The following is a 15,883-nucleotide window of genomic DNA, read 5'->3' as shown; positions in this document are numbered from 1 at the left end:
CGCTCCTACAGGGTTTGCGTCGTTTGCAATATTGTCGAGCGACACAAATACCGTAGGAGCGAGGCTTGCCCGCGAAGAGGCCAATGCAAACAACGCACATCCACGAGCCTGATAAGCAATTTTCCGCTCACGCCCAGCCCGGCATAAGCGGATTTCCGCTCACTCAATCCCCGCAACCCCTCTAAACCAGACCTCCTTGATCTGGCACACCTCCTGCTATAGCCCATGCAGGCTGCGTTTCAACGCGCTCCACAAAAACAATTAAACGAAGGATCCTTCAATGGATAACTCCAACGCCCTGCCCCTTGGGTCGGCTGCCGTGCCCGCCAAAGAAAGAACCACCGCCAGTCGCATCAAGTCGATCTTCAGCGGCTCTGTCGGCAACATGGTCGAGTGGTACGACTGGTACGTCTACGCTGCCTTCTCCCTGTATTTCGCCAAGGCCTTTTTTCCAAAAGGCGACACCACCGCACAACTGCTCAACACCGCCGCGATCTTCGCCGTGGGCTTCCTGATGCGCCCGATCGGTGGCTGGCTGATGGGCCTGTACGCCGACAAGGCCGGTCGCAAGAAAGCATTGATGGCTTCGGTGTACCTGATGTGTTTCGGCTCGCTGCTGATTGCCCTGAGCCCCGGTTATGAAACCATCGGCATCGGCGCACCGATCCTGCTGATTTTCGCCCGCCTGCTGCAAGGCCTGTCGGTCGGTGGCGAGTACGGCACCTCGGCCACCTACCTCAGCGAGATGGCGACCAAGGATCGTCGCGGCTTCTACTCCAGCTTCCAGTACGTGACCCTGATTTCGGGTCAGCTCATCGCCTTGGCGGTGTTGATCGTGCTGCAACAAGTCCTGACCACCGAAGAGCTGTACGCCTGGGGCTGGCGCATCCCGTTCGCCATCGGCGCGCTGTGTGCCGTGGTCGCGCTGTACCTGCGTCGTGGCATGGAAGAAACCGAGTCGTTCACCAAGAAAGAAAAGGCCAAGGAAAGCGCAATGCGCACCTTGATGCGCCACCCCAAGGAACTGATGACCGTGGTCGGCCTGACCATGGGCGGCACCCTGGCGTTCTACACCTACACCACGTACATGCAGAAATACCTGGTGAACACCGTCGGCATGAGCATCTCCGACTCCACCACCATTTCCGCCGCCACGCTGTTCCTGTTCATGTGCCTGCAACCGATCATCGGCGGCTTGTCGGATAAGGTCGGTCGTCGTCCGATCCTGATCGCCTTCGGCGTGCTCGGGACGCTGTTCACCGTGCCGATCCTGACCACCCTGCACACCATTCAATCCTGGTGGGGCGCGTTCTTCCTGATCATGGCGGCGCTGATCATCGTCAGCGGCTACACCTCGATCAACGCGGTGGTGAAAGCCGAACTGTTCCCGACCGAAATCCGTGCACTGGGCGTCGGCCTGCCGTATGCGCTGACCGTATCGATCTTCGGCGGCACCGCTGAATACATCGCGCTGTGGTTCAAGAGCATCGGCATGGAAACCGGTTACTACTGGTACGTGACGGCGTGTATTGCCGTGTCGTTGCTGGTGTACATCACCATGAAAGACACCCGCAAGCATTCGCGGATCGAGACGGACTGAGTCAGCCCGCGCAATAAAAACTGGGGCAGACCTTAACGGGTCTGCCCCTTTTGTTTGCAACCGACACAAAACCCGTATTTGAATCTCATCGCTGGAAATTATCCGTTCGTCCTTGCACCATGACCGCCTCCCGATCCTCCCGGAATATATGCCATGCCCGACGACATCCACTTCTACGAACCCGCCAACGGCCACGGCCTGCCGCATGACCCGTTCAACGCCATCGTCGGCCCGCGCCCTATCGGCTGGATTTCCTCACAGGACGCCAACGGCCGCTTGAACCTGGCGCCTTACAGCTTCTTCAACGCCTTCAATTACATTCCGCCGATCATCGGGTTTTCCAGCGTCGGCCGTAAAGACAGCCTGAACAACATCGAGCAGACCGGCGAGTTCGCCTGGAACCTGGCCACCCGGCCACTGGCCGAGCAGATGAACCAGAGCTGCGCCATGGTCCCGCCCGAGGTCAACGAGTTCGAGCTGTCTGGCCTGACCCCGGTCGCCTCGAAAGTCATTCAAGTGCCACGGGTCGCCGAAAGCCCGGTGTCCTTCGAGTGCAAGGTCACGCAGATCATTCAGTTGCAGCGGGCGGACGGGAACGTGGTGCCGAGCTGGCTGATTCTGGGCGAAGTGGTCGCCGTGCATATCGCCAAGTGGCTGTTGAAAGACGGGGTGTACGACACCGCCGCGGCAGAACCGATTCTGCGCGGCGGCGGGCCAGCGGATTACTTTCAGCTGGGGCCAGAGGCATTGTTCAAAATGTGGCGCCCGGGGGCGGTCAAGTGATTACCAGAGCAGCCCGCCCTCTTCGTCGACGCCCTTGAGGTGAGTCAACTGCATCGCGGCGGCTTCGTCCGCCGAGGTAGCGGTGGTGAATGTCTGGTCTTCCAATAGTTTGTTGAAGCGCGGCGCACCGGAACCGCCGATGGCTTTGGTGGCTATCGCCGCGAAATAACCGCCACCCTCACGGGGCATTACAGCGGATACAGCTTCGAAATGATCAAAGGCTTTACGTGCCATGTCGCGGATCCTGGCTGATTGAGAATGCAGCCATTAAACCCTCAACCCGCCATTTTGTGTACCCACGACCCGGACTGCCCCCGCGCCTGGTCGGCCGACACGTCCTTGAAGGTATGAAAATCCAGGCTGTTGACCACCAACTCCTGCACCAGCTCGGCGAAAATCTCCATCGCCGGGGTGCCGAAATAGGCCGTCATCGCTTGCTGGTTCGTCCAGAAACCGGACACCAGCCACAACTCCGGATCGCATTGCGAATGCTGCAGGGAAAAACTCAGGCAACCCGGCGCGCTGCGGGACGGCTCGATCAAGGCGCTCAGGCGCGCACCGAGTTCTGCCGAACGCCCGGCGCGGGCACGAACAAAAGCCATGTGACTGACGGGGATCTGCGTAGACATGTTCAACCCTCCCAGGGAGTCGAGTGGCAGCCGGGGGACGGGCTGCGACAGGATCAAAGGTTAAGCGCGCAGGGGGAAGCGCGGTTAGTCGATTCCTGCCGGCTTGTTGCACAATCCTGCGCGGCGTTTCGATAAACCTGTAACAACCTGTAAAAGCGTTCGTACCAACAAAACTCGGCTTTCAAGCAAGTTTCCCTGAGTTGCAGCAGCCATAGAGGCACCGCTGATCCACTCGATGCAGAATCAGGCAAGCTTGAGGCAGGATGTGTCTACCGCTCTGTCTTGCACAAACTTAAGCTGGCCTCATTACCAACGCCTCAACGAGGATGCCCGGCATGTCGTCGTTCGATCACTTTCAAGCCCCGCTGGATGCCGACATGGAGAAACAGCGCGCTGAACTGGCCACTATCATCCGGCGCAACACCACGGACGATGGCACTTATGCCACTGCCGTCGGCTCGCTGTTCATGTCCAAACACAGCAAGTCCCATGAATTTGCCCCGGTGCTGGCGCAACCCGCGCTGTGCATCATGGCGCAGGGGCGAAAAGAGGTCAGGCTGGCCGACGAATACTTTAATTACGACCCGCTGAATTACCTGGTGGTGTCGGTTTCGATGCCGTTGAGCGGGCGGGTGGTGAACGTCACGTCGCAAGAACCGATTCTCGCGGTGCGACTGGATATTGATCCGGCTGAAATCACCGCGCTGATTGCCGACGCCGGCCCTTTGGGCGTACCGACCCGTCCCACAGGACGCGGCTTATATGTCGAACGGATCGATACGGCGATGCTCGACGCGGTGTTGCGTCTGGCGCGTTTGCTCGATACCCCGAAAGACATCGCCATGCTCGCACCGCTGATTCGCCGGGAGATTCTTTATCGGTTGTTGCGCAGTCAGCAGGGCCATCGGCTGTATGAGATTGCGATTGCCAATAGCCAGAGCCACCGCATCAGCCAGGCGATCAAGTGGCTTAACGGCAACTATGAGCAACCGCTGCGCATCGATGATCTGGCGAAGGAAGTGAACCTGAGCGTCTCGACGTTGCATCACCGGTTCAAGGCGATGACGGCGATGAGTCCGCTGCAGTATCAGAAGCAACTGCGCTTGCAGGAAGCGCGGCGGTTGATGCTGGCCGAAGGGCTTGAGGCTTCGGCGGCGGGGTATCGGGTGGGGTATGAAAGCCCGTCGCAATTCAGCCGGGAATATAGCCGGTTGTTTGGGGCACCGCCGTTAAGGGATCTGGCGCGGTTGCGGTTGTCGGTTTGATCTGATTTTTGTGCTGGTTTTGCCGGCCCTATCGCGAGCAGGCTCACTCCTACATAGGCCGGTGTACACCGACCCACTGTGGGAGCGAGCCTGCTCGCGATGGGGCCAGTCAGTCAGGCGCCGAGTACGCGGCACGCCTCAGCCGGCAAGGTCACCGACACCGGGTTGCCAATGCTCAACCCAAACCCCTGACACGGCGTGCTCAGCGCCGTAAATGAAACCCCGGAACACTCCACCGTCGTTTCAATCGTCGCGCCGATATCGCGCACGAACGTCACCGTACCGAGCAACCGATTTCCCGCCGTGGCCTGCGGGTGCGACAGTTGCAGGTCTTCAGGACGAATCAGCATCTTCACCTTCTCCCCCACCACAATGCTGCTGCAAATCGGCACTTCCAGCGCGGCGCCCCCCGGCAACCCGACCTTGCCGTTGCCCAGCGCCGTGGCGGGGAAGATGTTGCCCGAGCCGATAAAGTCGGCGACAAATTCGTTGGCCGGGTGCCGGTAGATTTCGATCGGCGACCCCACCTGCTGCACCCGATGTTCACCCAGCACCACCACGATATCGGCCATGGTCATGGCTTCACGCTGGTCGTGGGTCACCATGATCGTGGTGATGTTCAGGCGCTGTTGCAGCTGACGAATTTCCACCTGCATCGATTCGCGCAGCTTGGCGTCGAGCGCCGACAGCGGTTCATCCAGCAGGAGGATTTTCGGGTGGTTGGCAATCGCCCGGGCAATCGCCACGCGCTGGCGTTGACCGCCGGAGAGTTTGGCCACCGGGCGATCAATCATCTCGCTCAGCTGAATCAATTCCAGCAACTCCACCACCCGCGCCTGCTGATCAGCCTTGCTGACCCCGCGCAGTTTCAGCGGATAGGCGATGTTCTCCCCCACCGTCATGTGCGGGAACAGCGCCAGGGACTGGAACACCATGCCGAAGTTGCGCTGATGCGCCGGGGTGTGGCCGATGTCTTCACCGTCCAGGCGAATTTCGCCGCCGCTCAGGGTCTCAAGCCCGGCGATCATCCGCAGCAGGGTGGTTTTACCGCAGCCCGACGGGCCGAGGAAACACACCAGTTTGCCTTCCGGCAAATGCAGGTTTACATCCTTTACCGCGCAGGCCGAGCCGTAATGTTTCTCGACGTTTTCCAGAATCAGACCAGACATAAATCACCTCAAGAATCAGAACGAAACGCCACCTTCACCGACCAGCTTCTCCAGCGCCCAGATCAGGACGAAGTCGATCAGCACGATCAGCACGGCAAACGAAAATACGGTGGGGTCGAGCGACGACACGGTGCGGCTGTACATCCAGATCGGCACGGTCATCACATCGATGGTGTAGAGGAAATAGGTCACGGTGAATTCGTTGAACGAGACGATGAACGCCAGCAGCATGCCCGCCAGAATCCCCGACTTCATCAACGGCACCACCACATCGATGATCGCCCGCAGCGGTGAAGCGCCAAGCATTTGCGCGGCCTCTTCGACTTCGCTGCCGATGGAGAGCATCGCGGCGGTGCAGTTCTTCACCACGAACGGCAGGGCCAGGATCACGTGGGCAATCACCAGCCGCGAGGTGGTCATCTGGAACGGCAGGCTGTCGAACACCAGCAGCAATGCCAGGCCCAACACCACCATCGGAAACACCAGCGGCAGCGACATCAGTTGCAGCGCCACGGCCTTGCCACGGAACTCGCAACGGGTCAGCGCGTAAGCCGCCGGCACCGCCACAATGGTGGCGAAGACCATGGTCAGGCACGCCACCATCAGGCTGGTGGTCATGGCTTTGCCCAGGCTCAGCACATCGCTGGCATCAGGCGACACAAAGGTGTGCCAGGCCGCCTTGTACCATTGCAGGCTGTAACTGCTCGGCGGGAAGTCGAGGTTCGATGCGCCGCTGAACGACATGACGATCATGGTCAGGATCGGCAACACCGCCAGCAGCAGGATGAAGCCCGAGAGAATGCCGGCAAACTTGCCGGTCTCACCGGGCAGCAGCCCATAACGTTTCTTGGTCAACGTGCTCATTGGGAAGCCTCCAGCATGCGCCGACGACGGCCAGTGATGAATTCGGACAAGGTCATGATCGCCAGCGTGGTGACAATCAGCACCACTCCGGCAGCGGACGCGGCGGGCCAGTTCATCAGCGGGGCGATCTGGTCATGCACCATCACCGCCAGCATCGGCACGCGCCGACCGCCGAGCAGCAACGGCACCACAAAACTGCTGGCGTTGTAGGCAAACACCAACGTCGCGCCGGTGATGATCCCCGGCATGCTCATCGGCAGCACCACCTGGCGGAACACCTGGAAGCGACTTGCCCCCAGGGTGGCGGCGGCTTCTTCGTAAGTGCGGGCGACGCCGCGCATGGCGCTGGCAATCGGCAGCACGGCCAACGGGAACGCGGTTTGCACCAGGCCCATCAACACGCCGTTCTGGTTGTAGAGCAGCATGATCGGTCGCTTGATCAGGCCCAGGCCCATCAGTGCCTGATTGAGCATGCCGCCAGGGCCGAGAATCACCAGCCAGCCGTAGCTTTGCAGCAGCAGGTTGACCAGCAACGGCAGCAGCACCGCCGCGAGGAAGATCCGTCGCACGAACGGCGAGGTCAGGCGCGACATGGTGTAGGCCACCGGGATCGCCAGCAACACCGCAATCACCGCGCTGATCAGCGCCAGACGCAGGGTCAGCAGCAAGGATTTGAGGTAATAGGGTTCGAGCAATTGGGCATAACTGGCCAGGCTGAACCCGGTCCACTCTGCGCCTTTGGTGCCCACGCTCATGCGCAGTACCAGCAGGCTGGCGGCAATCAGCACGCCCAGAAACAGCATCGAGGGCGAGAGGAAAAACCACGCACGCGCCGTCGGCGAAACACCCCGATTGGCACGCACGGGAGCGGCGGCGACCGGATGAGTCAGAGGTTGGTGTTCCATAGCAAAGGTCTCGTCAATGGAAAGCAGCTGACAAACACAGCCCTCAAAACCACATCAGCCCCCTGTGGGAGCGAGCCTGCTCGCGAAAGCGATCCATCAGTCGACATCAATGGTGAATGTCAGACCGCATTCGCGAGCAGGCTCGCTCCCACAGGGGATCTTCAGTGGTTGAAGATCTTGTGTTCGCCACTCAATCAGGAAGAAAAGATTTCCGTGTAACGACGAATCCATTGGTCATGCACGGAGGCCAGGAAGGCGTTGTCGTGCATGATCGCCTTCTCGGCAATCTGCTCCGGCGTGAGGATGTAAGGGCTCTTGCGCGCTTCGGCGGAGATGATCGCCTTGGCGTTGACCGGGCCGTTGTAGATGTCCTCGGCCATCTTGCCCTGCACCAGCGGGTCCAGAGAGTGGTTGATGAAGGCGTAGGTCAGGTCGGTATCGCCCGGACGGTTCTTCGGCATCACCGAGAGCATCAGGTCGGTGTAGAAACCTTCCTTCATCCCGAACGTAGCGCCCAGGCCATAGGCCGGATCGCGGATCTGTTTCGGGAAGAACGCCGGTGCGTACAGGCCGCCCATGTCCAGGGAACCGGTGCGGAACAATTCGGCGATCTGGTTCGGGTTTTCACCCAGGGTGACCACACGGTCTTTCAGCTCGGCGAGTTTCTTGAAGCCCGGCTCGATGTTGTGCTCGTCACCCCCGGCCAGTTTGGCGGCGATGATGATCAGGTCCATCGCTTCGGTCCAGTTCGGCGGCGGCAGGAAGATGTTCGGCGACAGCTCGGCGTCCCACAGGGCGGCGTAACTGTCCGGTGCTTCCTTGATGGTGCGGGTGCTGTAGACGAGGCTGTTGCACCACAGCAGGTAACCGATGCCGTGACCGTTAGCGCCGGTACGGTATTTCTCCGGTACGTCGACCAGGTTGGGAATGCGGTTGAGGTCTGGTTTTTCCAGCAGATTGGCTGCTGCCAGACCTTCGGCGCCGACGCCGGCCAGGGTGATGATGTCGTACTGCGGACGATCACCGGCGGCCTTGAGTTTGGCGACCATTTCCGAGGTGCTGCCGGTGCGGTCAGCGATGACCTTGCAACCATATTTGTCTTCGAAGGTGGCCGCGATGTTACGCAGTGCAGCCAGGCCGGTGTCGTCGGACCAGGTCAACAGGCGCAGGGTCTTGCCCTGGAAGCGCGTGTCGCTGGCATTGGCCTTGACGAAGGGCAAACTCATGGCCGCCGCAGCTACGGACGCCACGCCCACGGTTTTGATGAATTGACGTCTGTTCAGATCATGTTCGCCCATTACGGACTCCCTTTGTTTTTGTAGGTATAAGGCAGGTCGAAACTGTTGCATCCGCGCAGCCGGATCAGCGTTTTCCCTCGTATTTTCGGGGGTTTGGCTGAACCAGTGAGTTCATCCTGAGGTCGTGCAAAACACCTGACTATCGATAAAAACTCATCGAAGCCATGACACCAGTGCATGCCTCGATACGAGGCATGCACTCACCTGTTTCGTGCCTTCAGACAGCGCGAATCACGTGTTTGATTTCCTGGAAAGCCTGCAAGCCCCACGGCCCCAATTCGCGGCCGATGCTGCTCTGTTTGTAGCCACCCCAAGCGGTCTGCGGGAAGATCACTTGCGGCGCGTTGATCCACACCAGCCCCGCCTGCAAGGCGTTGGCGACCCGATCCGCGGCTTCGTTGTCGCGAGTCACCACGCTGGCCACCAAACCAAACTGGCTGTCGTTGGCCAGGGCAATCGCTTCGGCTTCGGTGGCGAAACTGCGCACGCAGATCACCGGGCCGAAAATCTCTTCACACCACAACGCACTGCCCTGGGGCACTTCGGTGAAAATCGTCGGCTGCAAAAAATAGCCGCGGGGCAGGTCTGCAGGGCGATTACCGCCGCAAACCAGCTTGGCCCCGGCGCTCAAACCGCGATCGATGTGGCCCAGCACACGCTGGTAGTGCGCCTGATTGACCAGCGCGCCCATTTCCACGTTCGGGTCGAACGGGTCGGCGACGCGAATGGCTTCGGCGCGGGCCTTCAATCGGATGAGGAACTCATCTGCCAATTCATCAGCGACCAGCACGCGGCTGGTGGCGGAGCACATTTGCCCGGCGTTGAAGAAACCGCCGCCACAGGCCACTTCAACCGCCAGTTCGATGTCGGCGTCAGCGAGCACCAGCAGCGAAGATTTGCCACCCAGTTCCAGGCTCACGCCTTTGACGGTTTCCGCCGCACGTTGCATGACCTGTACACCGACCGCATTGCTGCCGGTGAAGGAGATTTTGGCGATGCGCGGGTCGGCCGACAGCGGCGCGCCGACGGCCAGGCCCGTGCCGCAGACCAGGTTGAACACGCCATCCGGCAAGCCGGCCTCAGCGACGATCGCCGCCAGTTCCAGCTCGGGCAACGGCGTGACTTCGGACGGTTTGAGCACCACGCAGCAACCGGCCGCCAGGGCTGGGGCGAGTTTCCAGGCCGTGGTGACCATCGGGAAATTCCACGGCACGATCAGGCCGACCACGCCGCACGGTTCGCGGCGCACGCGAGCGCTGAAATCGTCGGTGGGCAGTTCGACGTTGCTGTCTTGTCTGGCATCGAGGCCTTCGGCGAGACCGGCGTAGTACTCGAACGTCGCGATCACGTCATCGACGTCGATGGCGGCCTCGAACAGCGGCTTGCCGTTGTTGCTCGACTGCAACTTCATCAAGTGGTCGCGCCCGGCCTGCACGCCGGCGGCGATTCTACGCAGGATCGCCCCGCGTTCGGCACCGGTGGTTTTCGACCATTCGCCGAACGCCTGGGTGGCGGCGGTGACCGCTTGATCGACGGCTTTTTCATCGCCGCCATTCACGGTGGTCAACAGGGCTTCGGTCGCCGGGTTGATCACGCGCAGATGTTCGTTGCCAGCCGACCATTGGCCGTTGATGTGCAGGCCGTCCAGAGTGGTAGGGAAACTCATTTCGACACCGCCTTCATCCACTGGGTCTGATCGATTTCAATCAGGGTCGGGCCCTGACGGTCGGCGGCGCTGCGCAAGGCGCTGCGCAGTTGTTCAACACCGTTGACCGCTTCCGCCGCACAGCCCAGCGCCTTGGCCACACCGATGAAGTCCGGGGTGTAGATGTCCACGCCCACCGGTTCGATGGCGCGGTTGACCATGTATTTCTTGATCTCTTCGTAGCCCTGGTTATTCCACAGCAGGACGATCACCGGGGTGCGCGCTTCAACGGCGCTGGCCAGTTCCGGCAGGGTGAATTGCAGGCCGCCGTCACCGATCAGGCACACCACCGGAGGACGCGCGCCGTTTTCAAGGCTGCCACCGAGCCAGGCGCCGATTGCCGCCGGCAAGGCGTAACCGAGGGTGCCGTAACCGGTGGACGAATTGAACCAGCGACGCGGGCGTTCCGGGTTGAAGGTCAGGTTGCCGGTGTACACCGGTTGGGTCGAATCGCCGACGAACACTGCGTCCGGCAATTCGTGCAACACGGTTTCGAGGAAGCGGGTCTGGGCCAGGGTCGGGGCGTCCCAGGTGGCGGCGAGGTCGTCACGCAGACGTGCCGCGCGGACTTGTCCCCAATCGTTGCGACGCTCGGCCAGCGAGTGCTTGGACAGTTCACTGAGCAAGGCTTGCGCGGCGTTACGCGAGTCCGCCACCAGGGCGACTTTCGGCGGGTAATTGCGCACGGTCTGGTCGGGGTCGATGTCCACGCGCAGCAGCACGCCGGGAATCTCGAAACCGCCGGCAAACGTGACGTCGTAATCGGTCTCGGCCAGTTCGGTGCCGATGGCCAGCACCACGTCGGCCTCGGCGACCAAGGCACGGGTCGCAACCAGGCTCTGGGTCGAACCGATCAGCAGCGGGTGACTGGATTCGAGCATGCCTTTGGCATTGATGGTCAGGGCCACGGGTGCGTCCAGCCGTTCGGCCAACTCGGTCAACTCGGCGGCGGCATCAATGGCACCGCCACCCGCGAGAATCAGTGGGCGCTTGGCGCCGGCCAGCAGCGCGGTCATGCGGCTGATGGCGCTTGGCGAGGCGCCAGCACGGTCGATGTTCACTGGCAGGCTGGCGAGCAGGTCGTCGGCTTCTTCGACCAGCACGTCCAGCGGAATTTCGATGTGAACCGGGCGTGGACGGCCGGCCTGGAACAGAGCAAAGGCGCGGGCCAATACGCCAGGCAATTCAGCTGCCGACATCAAGGTGTGGGAGAACGCCGCCACGCCGCCGACCAAGGCGCTCTGGTTCGGCAGCTCGTGGAGCTTGCCGCGACCACCGCCCAACTGGCTGCGCGATTGCACGCTGGAAATCACCAGCATCGGGATCGAATCGGCGTAGGCCTGGCCCATGGCGGTGGTGATGTTGGTCATGCCAGGGCCGGTAATGATGAAGCACACACCCGGTTTGCCACTGGTGCGCGCATAACCGTCGGCCATGAAACCGGCGCCCTGTTCGTGACGCGGCGTGACGTGGTTGATGCTCGAACGGGCCAGCCCGCGATACAGCTCCACGGTATGAACCCCGGGAATGCCGAACACCTGCTCGACCCCGTAATCTTCGAGTAACTTGACCAATACTTCGCCGCACGTCGCCATGTCTTTGCCCTTTTTGTTCGTTTGAGACGCCGGGCCTGCGCAGTGTTTATGATGCGTGGGCAGGTCCAGGGATGGCCTCATTGGAACGGGCGACACGTAGCCGCAACAATGGATAAAAAGTCATACTAGCCATGTCCTCACGTCATACCTTGGATCCAAATGAAACGATTGCCTCCCCTGCCGGCGCTGCACACTTTTCTGATTACCGCGCAGTGCTGCAACTTCACTCGGGCCGCCGAACAGCTCTACATCACCCAAGGCGCGGTGAGCCGGCAGATCGCCGGGCTGGAAGAACATCTGGGTTATGAGTTGTTTATCCGCCAGGCCCGGGGCTTGAGCCTGACCGCTGAAGGACGCGAGTGGCTGCCACGGGTGAAGCAGATTTTCGGCTTGATCGACGAGGCGGTGGAACAGATCGGCGAGAAGCGCGAAACCCTGCAACTCAAGGCCCCGACGTGCGTGATGCGCTGGTTGTTGCCGCGCCTGGTGCAGTGGCAAAGGGAGCGCCCGGATGTGCCGGTCGAACTGACCACCACGGTGAAACACGGCGTGGATTTTCATCGCGAGCAGTTCGATGCGGCGGTGATCTATGGCGTACCGCCGGAGACATCACTGGCGTCCCATCGGCTGTTCGATGAGCAACTGACGCCAGTCTGCTCCAGGCCCTACCTCGAGGGGCCGGTGCCGCTGCAAGCGCCGGAGGATCTGGAACAACACATGCTGTTGCACCCGACCCGCGATGAACGCGACTGGAAAGCCTGGCTGGCCAGCGCCGATATTCGCTTGAGCAATGTCGGCAAGGGCCAGCATTTTGAAACCCTGGACCTGGCGATGTCGATGGCGTCCCAAGGGACTGGCGTGGCGATTGGGGACTGGTCGTTGATTGGCGACGACCTGAGCGCTGGGCGACTGGTCATGCCGTTTGAATTGAAGGTGAAGACAGGGTTGGCGTATTACCTGGTGTTCCCGGAAAAACCCGGGCCTTCGCCGAAGTTGCGCGAGTTGTTGGGGTGGTTGGTGGAGCAGGCTCAGTCACGCTGAGCCCCGAAGACTTGGCGCATAACCCTGTGGGAGCGAGCCTGCTCGCGATAGCGGTGAGTCAGTCGGCATATTTGTTGAATGACCCACCGCTATCGCGAGCAGGCTCGCTCCCACAGGTTTTTCAGTGACTCAGTAACCGACGGTGAACCGCTGACGCGAATGCTTCGGCGCTTCCACTTCATCGATCAGCGCAATCGCGTAATCGGCGAACGAAATCCAGCTCCGCCCTTCGCTGCTCACCAGCAAATCATCCTTGCCCACCCGAAACGCCCCGGTGCGCTCACCTTCGACGAATTCCGCCGACGGGGACAGAAAGGTCCAGTCCAGATCCTGATCCTCACGCAGGTTTTCCAGAAACAAAGCCCCGGCGCTCGCCTCAGCCTTGTACTCCTCAGGAAAGCCCTTGCTGTCGATCACGCGAGTGCCGTCCGGCAGCAACAGCGAACCCGCACCGCCCACCACCAGCAGGCGTTTCACCCCGGCCTTTTTCACCGGCCCGATCACCGCGCTGGCGGGAAGGGTCGCGAAGTGCGCCGCGCTGATGACCACGTCATGACCAGCGACGGCCGCTTGCAACGCGTGGGCATCAAGGGCATCGACATCCTTGGTGATCACCCCGGCACGCGGGGCGATTTTCGAGGTGTCGCGGGCGATGGCCGTGACGCTATGACCCCTACGCAAAGCTTCTTCCAGCAGTTGGCTGCCGGCACGGCCGGTGGCACCGATGATTGCGATTTTGCTCATGACGTTCTCCAGTTGGCTTGAGTACACGCGTATTCGTTTGGCATCCAACATTGTGGCGAGGGAGCTTGCTCCCGTTCGGCTGCGCAGCAGTCGTAAACCTGAGAGTGCGCTGTGGCTCAAACACTGCGGGGGAGCGCTTCGCACTGGAGCGCCAGCCCGGTCCAGCGGGAGCAAGCTCCCTCGCCACAGTTAATCCACTCGCCACATAAACTCATTCACCCCACTTCATCTCGCCCTTGGCGACTTTCGCGCTCAGCTCCAGCGAGCTGTCTTCGCCCAAAGTCGGGAAGCGTTTTTTCATGGCGGCGATCAGCGCAGCGGCGTCTTTGGCCTTTGGGGTTTCTTCGTCAAAGGCCTTGATGTAATCGGCAGTAAACTGCACGGCGGCCAGCGAACGGGCGCTCTCACCGAGGTAATGCCCCGGCACGATGGTTTTCGGTTTCAAGGTTTCGATGGCATGTAGCGTAGCCAACCAATCGGTGTGGGATTGCGCGGTCTGGGTGTCGGCCATCCACACGTGGATGTTTTCGGCGACGACCACGCCACCGACCACGGCCTTGATCGACGGGATCCACACAAAGGTCCGGTCCGGCTGCTTGCCGTCCAGGCCCACCACCTGCAACTTCTGCCCTTCAAGCATCAGGTTGTCACCCTTGAGTACGCCCGGCACGATGGTTTTGGCCGGCACGTCGGCGCCCATTTTCGGGCCCCAGAACGCCAGTTTGCCGTCGACGGTGTGCTTGATGTGATCCACGGTCGGCTGCGAGGCCAGCACTTTGGCGTTCGGGAAGGCGGCGGTCAGGGTGTCGAGGCCGAAGTAGTAATCCGGGTCACCGTGGCTGATGTAGATGGTGGTCAGTTGCTTGCCGCTGGCGCGGATTTTCTCGACCACCTGTTCGGCCTGGGACTTGCCGAATTGCGCGTCGACCAGAATCGCTTCTTTCTCACCGCTGACCAGAACCGAGGTCACCGGGAAGATTGCCTTGTCGCCCGGGTTGTACACGTCCAAGGTCAGGGTCGATGCCGCAGCCGCGTGGGCCGCGAAGCCGAGGGTGGCGGTGGCCAGCAAAAAGCGCTTGAGAGAGGTGAAGCCGATCATCTGTTGCTCCGTTGTCCAAATGCCGTGTCTGGCGATGGGGACAGAGCTTAGTTGCATGACTCAGTACAAAAAATGCGATGCTTGAACATAGTTTGTTTCTGAAAGCGGGCAAATCATGGATCGTCTACAAGCAATGCGAGTGTTCGTCTCAGTGGTCGACCTCGGCAGCCAGTCGGCCGCCGCCGATCATCTGGACCTGTCACGGCCGGTGGTATCGCGTTATCTGGCCGAGCTGGAAGACTGGGTCGGCGCGCGTTTGATGCACCGCACCACGCGCAAATTGAGCCTGACCGCCGCCGGCAGCGAGATTCTGCCCCGGTGTCGGCAGATGCTCGACCTGTCCACCGACATGCAAGCCGCTGTCAGCGAGCCGGACGAGGCGCCACGTGGCTTGCTGCGCATCAGCGTCAGCACCTCGTTCGGCCAGGCGCAATTGGCGGATGCCATGGCGGCTTACGTCAAAAGGTACCCCGGTGTCAGCATCGACATGCAGATGCTCGACCGCACGGTGAACCTGGTGGATGAACGCATCGACCTGGCGATCCGCACCAGCAACGACCTTGACCCGAACCTGATCGCCCGGCGGCTGACCGTCTGCCGCTCGGTGATCTGCGCCTCCCCTGCTTACCTGAGCGAACACCCGACACCGCAGCGGGTCGAGGACTTGAGCCAGCACAACTGCCTGACCCACTCCTACTTCGGCAAAAGCCTCTGGCATTTCGAGGAGAACGGCGAGCCGGTGTCGGTGCCCGTGCAGGGCAACATCAGCGCCAACGAAGCCAGCACATTGCTGCGCGCAACCATGGCGGGTGCGGGGGTGGCAATGCTGCCCAGTTATCAGGCGGGTGTGCATATCCACAGCGGCGAGCTGATCCGCCTGCTGCCACACGCCGAGCCCCGGCAGATGAACGTGTACGCGGTGTACGCCTCACGCAAGCACATGCCGGCGGCGCTGCGCAGCATGCTGGATTTTCTGGTGCTCAGGTTTCCCGAAGAACCGGCATGGGATATCGGCCTGTAATCGCATCCATTTGTGGGAGCGAGCCTGCTCGCGATGACGGTCCGACATTCAACATCTTTGTTGCCTGACACTCCGCTATCGCGAGCAGGCTCGCTCCCACAGTTTGATTGGTGATACCGCAGCCTTTGCGCTCGACTCCACTCCCCTTGTGGGAGCGAGCCTGCT

Annotated in this window: 15 protein-coding genes; 5 read left to right on the top strand and 10 right to left on the bottom strand. The window is 61.1% G+C overall.

Annotated features, from left to right (window positions below):
* Nucleotides 1-280: 280 nt before the first annotated feature.
* Entirely contained in the window at nucleotides 281-1,600 is a 1,320-nt protein-coding gene (locus FHL16_RS32590) for an MFS transporter (protein ID WP_010457563.1), read from the top strand.
* Nucleotides 1,601-1,753: 153 nt separating this feature from the next.
* On the top strand, nucleotides 1,754-2,383 hold the full coding sequence (locus tag FHL16_RS32585; RefSeq protein WP_010457564.1) for a flavin reductase family protein: 630 nt from the start codon (nucleotides 1,754-1,756) through the stop codon (nucleotides 2,381-2,383).
* On the opposite strand, the gene FHL16_RS32580 is transcribed toward FHL16_RS32585, so the two are convergent.
* Nucleotides 2,384-2,617, bottom strand: a complete 234-nt coding sequence (locus tag FHL16_RS32580) for a hypothetical protein (RefSeq protein WP_077750449.1) — start codon at nucleotides 2,615-2,617, stop codon at nucleotides 2,384-2,386.
* A 41-nt stretch (nucleotides 2,618-2,658) separates the two neighbouring features.
* Nucleotides 2,659-3,012 (bottom strand): putative quinol monooxygenase, encoded by a 354-nt coding sequence (locus tag FHL16_RS32575; protein WP_077750448.1) that lies wholly within the window; start codon nucleotides 3,010-3,012, stop codon nucleotides 2,659-2,661.
* A 335-nt stretch (nucleotides 3,013-3,347) separates the two neighbouring features.
* Between FHL16_RS32575 and FHL16_RS32570 the strand changes: the two genes are divergently transcribed.
* A complete protein-coding gene (locus FHL16_RS32570; protein WP_077750447.1) occupies nucleotides 3,348-4,277 on the top strand; it encodes an AraC family transcriptional regulator in 930 nt (309 codons plus the stop codon).
* 113 nt (nucleotides 4,278-4,390) lie between these two features.
* Here FHL16_RS32570 and FHL16_RS32565 read toward each other — a convergent pair whose 3' ends face one another.
* The 6 genes from FHL16_RS32565 to FHL16_RS32540 all read right to left on the bottom strand — a co-directional run bounded on the left by FHL16_RS32565 (nucleotide 4,391) and on the right by FHL16_RS32540 (nucleotide 11,813).
* Complete coding sequence (locus FHL16_RS32565) at nucleotides 4,391-5,446, bottom strand: ABC transporter ATP-binding protein (protein WP_010457573.1); 1,056 nt, start codon at nucleotides 5,444-5,446, stop codon at nucleotides 4,391-4,393.
* Nucleotides 5,447-5,461: 15 nt separating this feature from the next.
* Entirely contained in the window at nucleotides 5,462-6,310 is an 849-nt protein-coding gene (locus FHL16_RS32560; RefSeq protein WP_010457574.1) for an ABC transporter permease, read from the bottom strand.
* On the bottom strand, nucleotides 6,307-7,215 hold the full coding sequence (locus tag FHL16_RS32555) for an ABC transporter permease (protein WP_010457577.1): 909 nt from the start codon (nucleotides 7,213-7,215) through the stop codon (nucleotides 6,307-6,309). Before FHL16_RS32555 ends, FHL16_RS32560 begins: the two co-directional genes overlap by 4 nt.
* A 194-nt stretch (nucleotides 7,216-7,409) precedes the next feature.
* On the bottom strand, nucleotides 7,410-8,513 hold the full coding sequence (locus FHL16_RS32550; protein WP_010457579.1) for an extracellular solute-binding protein: 1,104 nt from the start codon (nucleotides 8,511-8,513) through the stop codon (nucleotides 7,410-7,412).
* Between the two features lie 217 nt (nucleotides 8,514-8,730).
* Complete coding sequence (locus FHL16_RS32545) at nucleotides 8,731-10,179, bottom strand: aldehyde dehydrogenase family protein (RefSeq protein ID WP_077750446.1); 1,449 nt, start codon at nucleotides 10,177-10,179, stop codon at nucleotides 8,731-8,733.
* Nucleotides 10,176-11,813, bottom strand: a complete 1,638-nt coding sequence (locus FHL16_RS32540) for a 5-guanidino-2-oxopentanoate decarboxylase (RefSeq protein WP_077750445.1) — start codon at nucleotides 11,811-11,813, stop codon at nucleotides 10,176-10,178. The genes FHL16_RS32545 and FHL16_RS32540 overlap by 4 nt, the downstream gene beginning before the upstream one ends.
* A 159-nt stretch (nucleotides 11,814-11,972) precedes the next feature.
* Here FHL16_RS32540 and FHL16_RS32535 point away from each other — a divergent pair, with 159 nt between their 5' ends.
* Nucleotides 11,973-12,854, top strand: coding sequence for a LysR substrate-binding domain-containing protein (locus FHL16_RS32535; RefSeq protein ID WP_077750444.1), 882 nt, complete (start codon nucleotides 11,973-11,975; stop codon nucleotides 12,852-12,854).
* A 129-nt stretch (nucleotides 12,855-12,983) separates the two neighbouring features.
* On the opposite strand, the gene FHL16_RS32530 is transcribed toward FHL16_RS32535, so the two are convergent.
* Nucleotides 12,984-13,598 (bottom strand): NAD(P)-dependent oxidoreductase, encoded by a 615-nt coding sequence (locus tag FHL16_RS32530; RefSeq protein WP_077750443.1) that lies wholly within the window; start codon nucleotides 13,596-13,598, stop codon nucleotides 12,984-12,986.
* A gap of 211 nt (nucleotides 13,599-13,809) precedes the next feature.
* Nucleotides 13,810-14,697, bottom strand: coding sequence for an MBL fold metallo-hydrolase (locus FHL16_RS32525; RefSeq protein ID WP_077750442.1), 888 nt, complete (start codon nucleotides 14,695-14,697; stop codon nucleotides 13,810-13,812).
* 115 nt (nucleotides 14,698-14,812) lie between these two features.
* Here FHL16_RS32525 and FHL16_RS32520 point away from each other — a divergent pair, with 115 nt between their 5' ends.
* Nucleotides 14,813-15,718, top strand: coding sequence for a LysR family transcriptional regulator (locus FHL16_RS32520; RefSeq protein ID WP_202979502.1), 906 nt, complete (start codon nucleotides 14,813-14,815; stop codon nucleotides 15,716-15,718).
* The last annotated feature ends 165 nt before the right edge of the window (nucleotides 15,719-15,883 follow it).

Origin of the sequence: Pseudomonas sp. FSL W5-0299 (assembly GCF_005930655.1) — a bacterium.
Classification (GTDB): Bacteria; Pseudomonadota; Gammaproteobacteria; order Pseudomonadales; family Pseudomonadaceae; genus Aquipseudomonas; species Aquipseudomonas mandelii.
This window is presented reverse-complemented; position numbering and strand designations above follow the sequence as displayed.

Coding starts and splice junctions, on each gene's coding strand:
- FHL16_RS32530 (WP_077750443.1), bottom strand. CDS start 13,598: ATGAGCAAAATCGCAATCATCGGTGCCACCGGCCGTGCCGGCAGCCAA.
- FHL16_RS32545 (WP_077750446.1), bottom strand. CDS start 10,179: ATGAGTTTCCCTACCACTCTGGACGGCCTGCACATCAACGGCCAATGG.
- FHL16_RS32590 (WP_010457563.1), top strand. CDS start 281: ATGGATAACTCCAACGCCCTGCCCCTTGGGTCGGCTGCCGTGCCCGCC.
- FHL16_RS32575 (WP_077750448.1), bottom strand. CDS start 3,012: ATGTCTACGCAGATCCCCGTCAGTCACATGGCTTTTGTTCGTGCCCGC.
- FHL16_RS32550 (WP_010457579.1), bottom strand. CDS start 8,513: ATGGGCGAACATGATCTGAACAGACGTCAATTCATCAAAACCGTGGGC.
- FHL16_RS32540 (WP_077750445.1), bottom strand. CDS start 11,813: ATGGCGACGTGCGGCGAAGTATTGGTCAAGTTACTCGAAGATTACGGG.
- FHL16_RS32580 (WP_077750449.1), bottom strand. CDS start 2,617: ATGGCACGTAAAGCCTTTGATCATTTCGAAGCTGTATCCGCTGTAATG.
- FHL16_RS32535 (WP_077750444.1), top strand. CDS start 11,973: ATGAAACGATTGCCTCCCCTGCCGGCGCTGCACACTTTTCTGATTACC.
- FHL16_RS32555 (WP_010457577.1), bottom strand. CDS start 7,215: ATGGAACACCAACCTCTGACTCATCCGGTCGCCGCCGCTCCCGTGCGT.
- FHL16_RS32585 (WP_010457564.1), top strand. CDS start 1,754: ATGCCCGACGACATCCACTTCTACGAACCCGCCAACGGCCACGGCCTG.
- FHL16_RS32570 (WP_077750447.1), top strand. CDS start 3,348: ATGTCGTCGTTCGATCACTTTCAAGCCCCGCTGGATGCCGACATGGAG.
- FHL16_RS32560 (WP_010457574.1), bottom strand. CDS start 6,310: ATGAGCACGTTGACCAAGAAACGTTATGGGCTGCTGCCCGGTGAGACC.
- FHL16_RS32565 (WP_010457573.1), bottom strand. CDS start 5,446: ATGTCTGGTCTGATTCTGGAAAACGTCGAGAAACATTACGGCTCGGCC.
- FHL16_RS32520 (WP_202979502.1), top strand. CDS start 14,813: ATGGATCGTCTACAAGCAATGCGAGTGTTCGTCTCAGTGGTCGACCTC.
- FHL16_RS32525 (WP_077750442.1), bottom strand. CDS start 14,697: ATGATCGGCTTCACCTCTCTCAAGCGCTTTTTGCTGGCCACCGCCACC.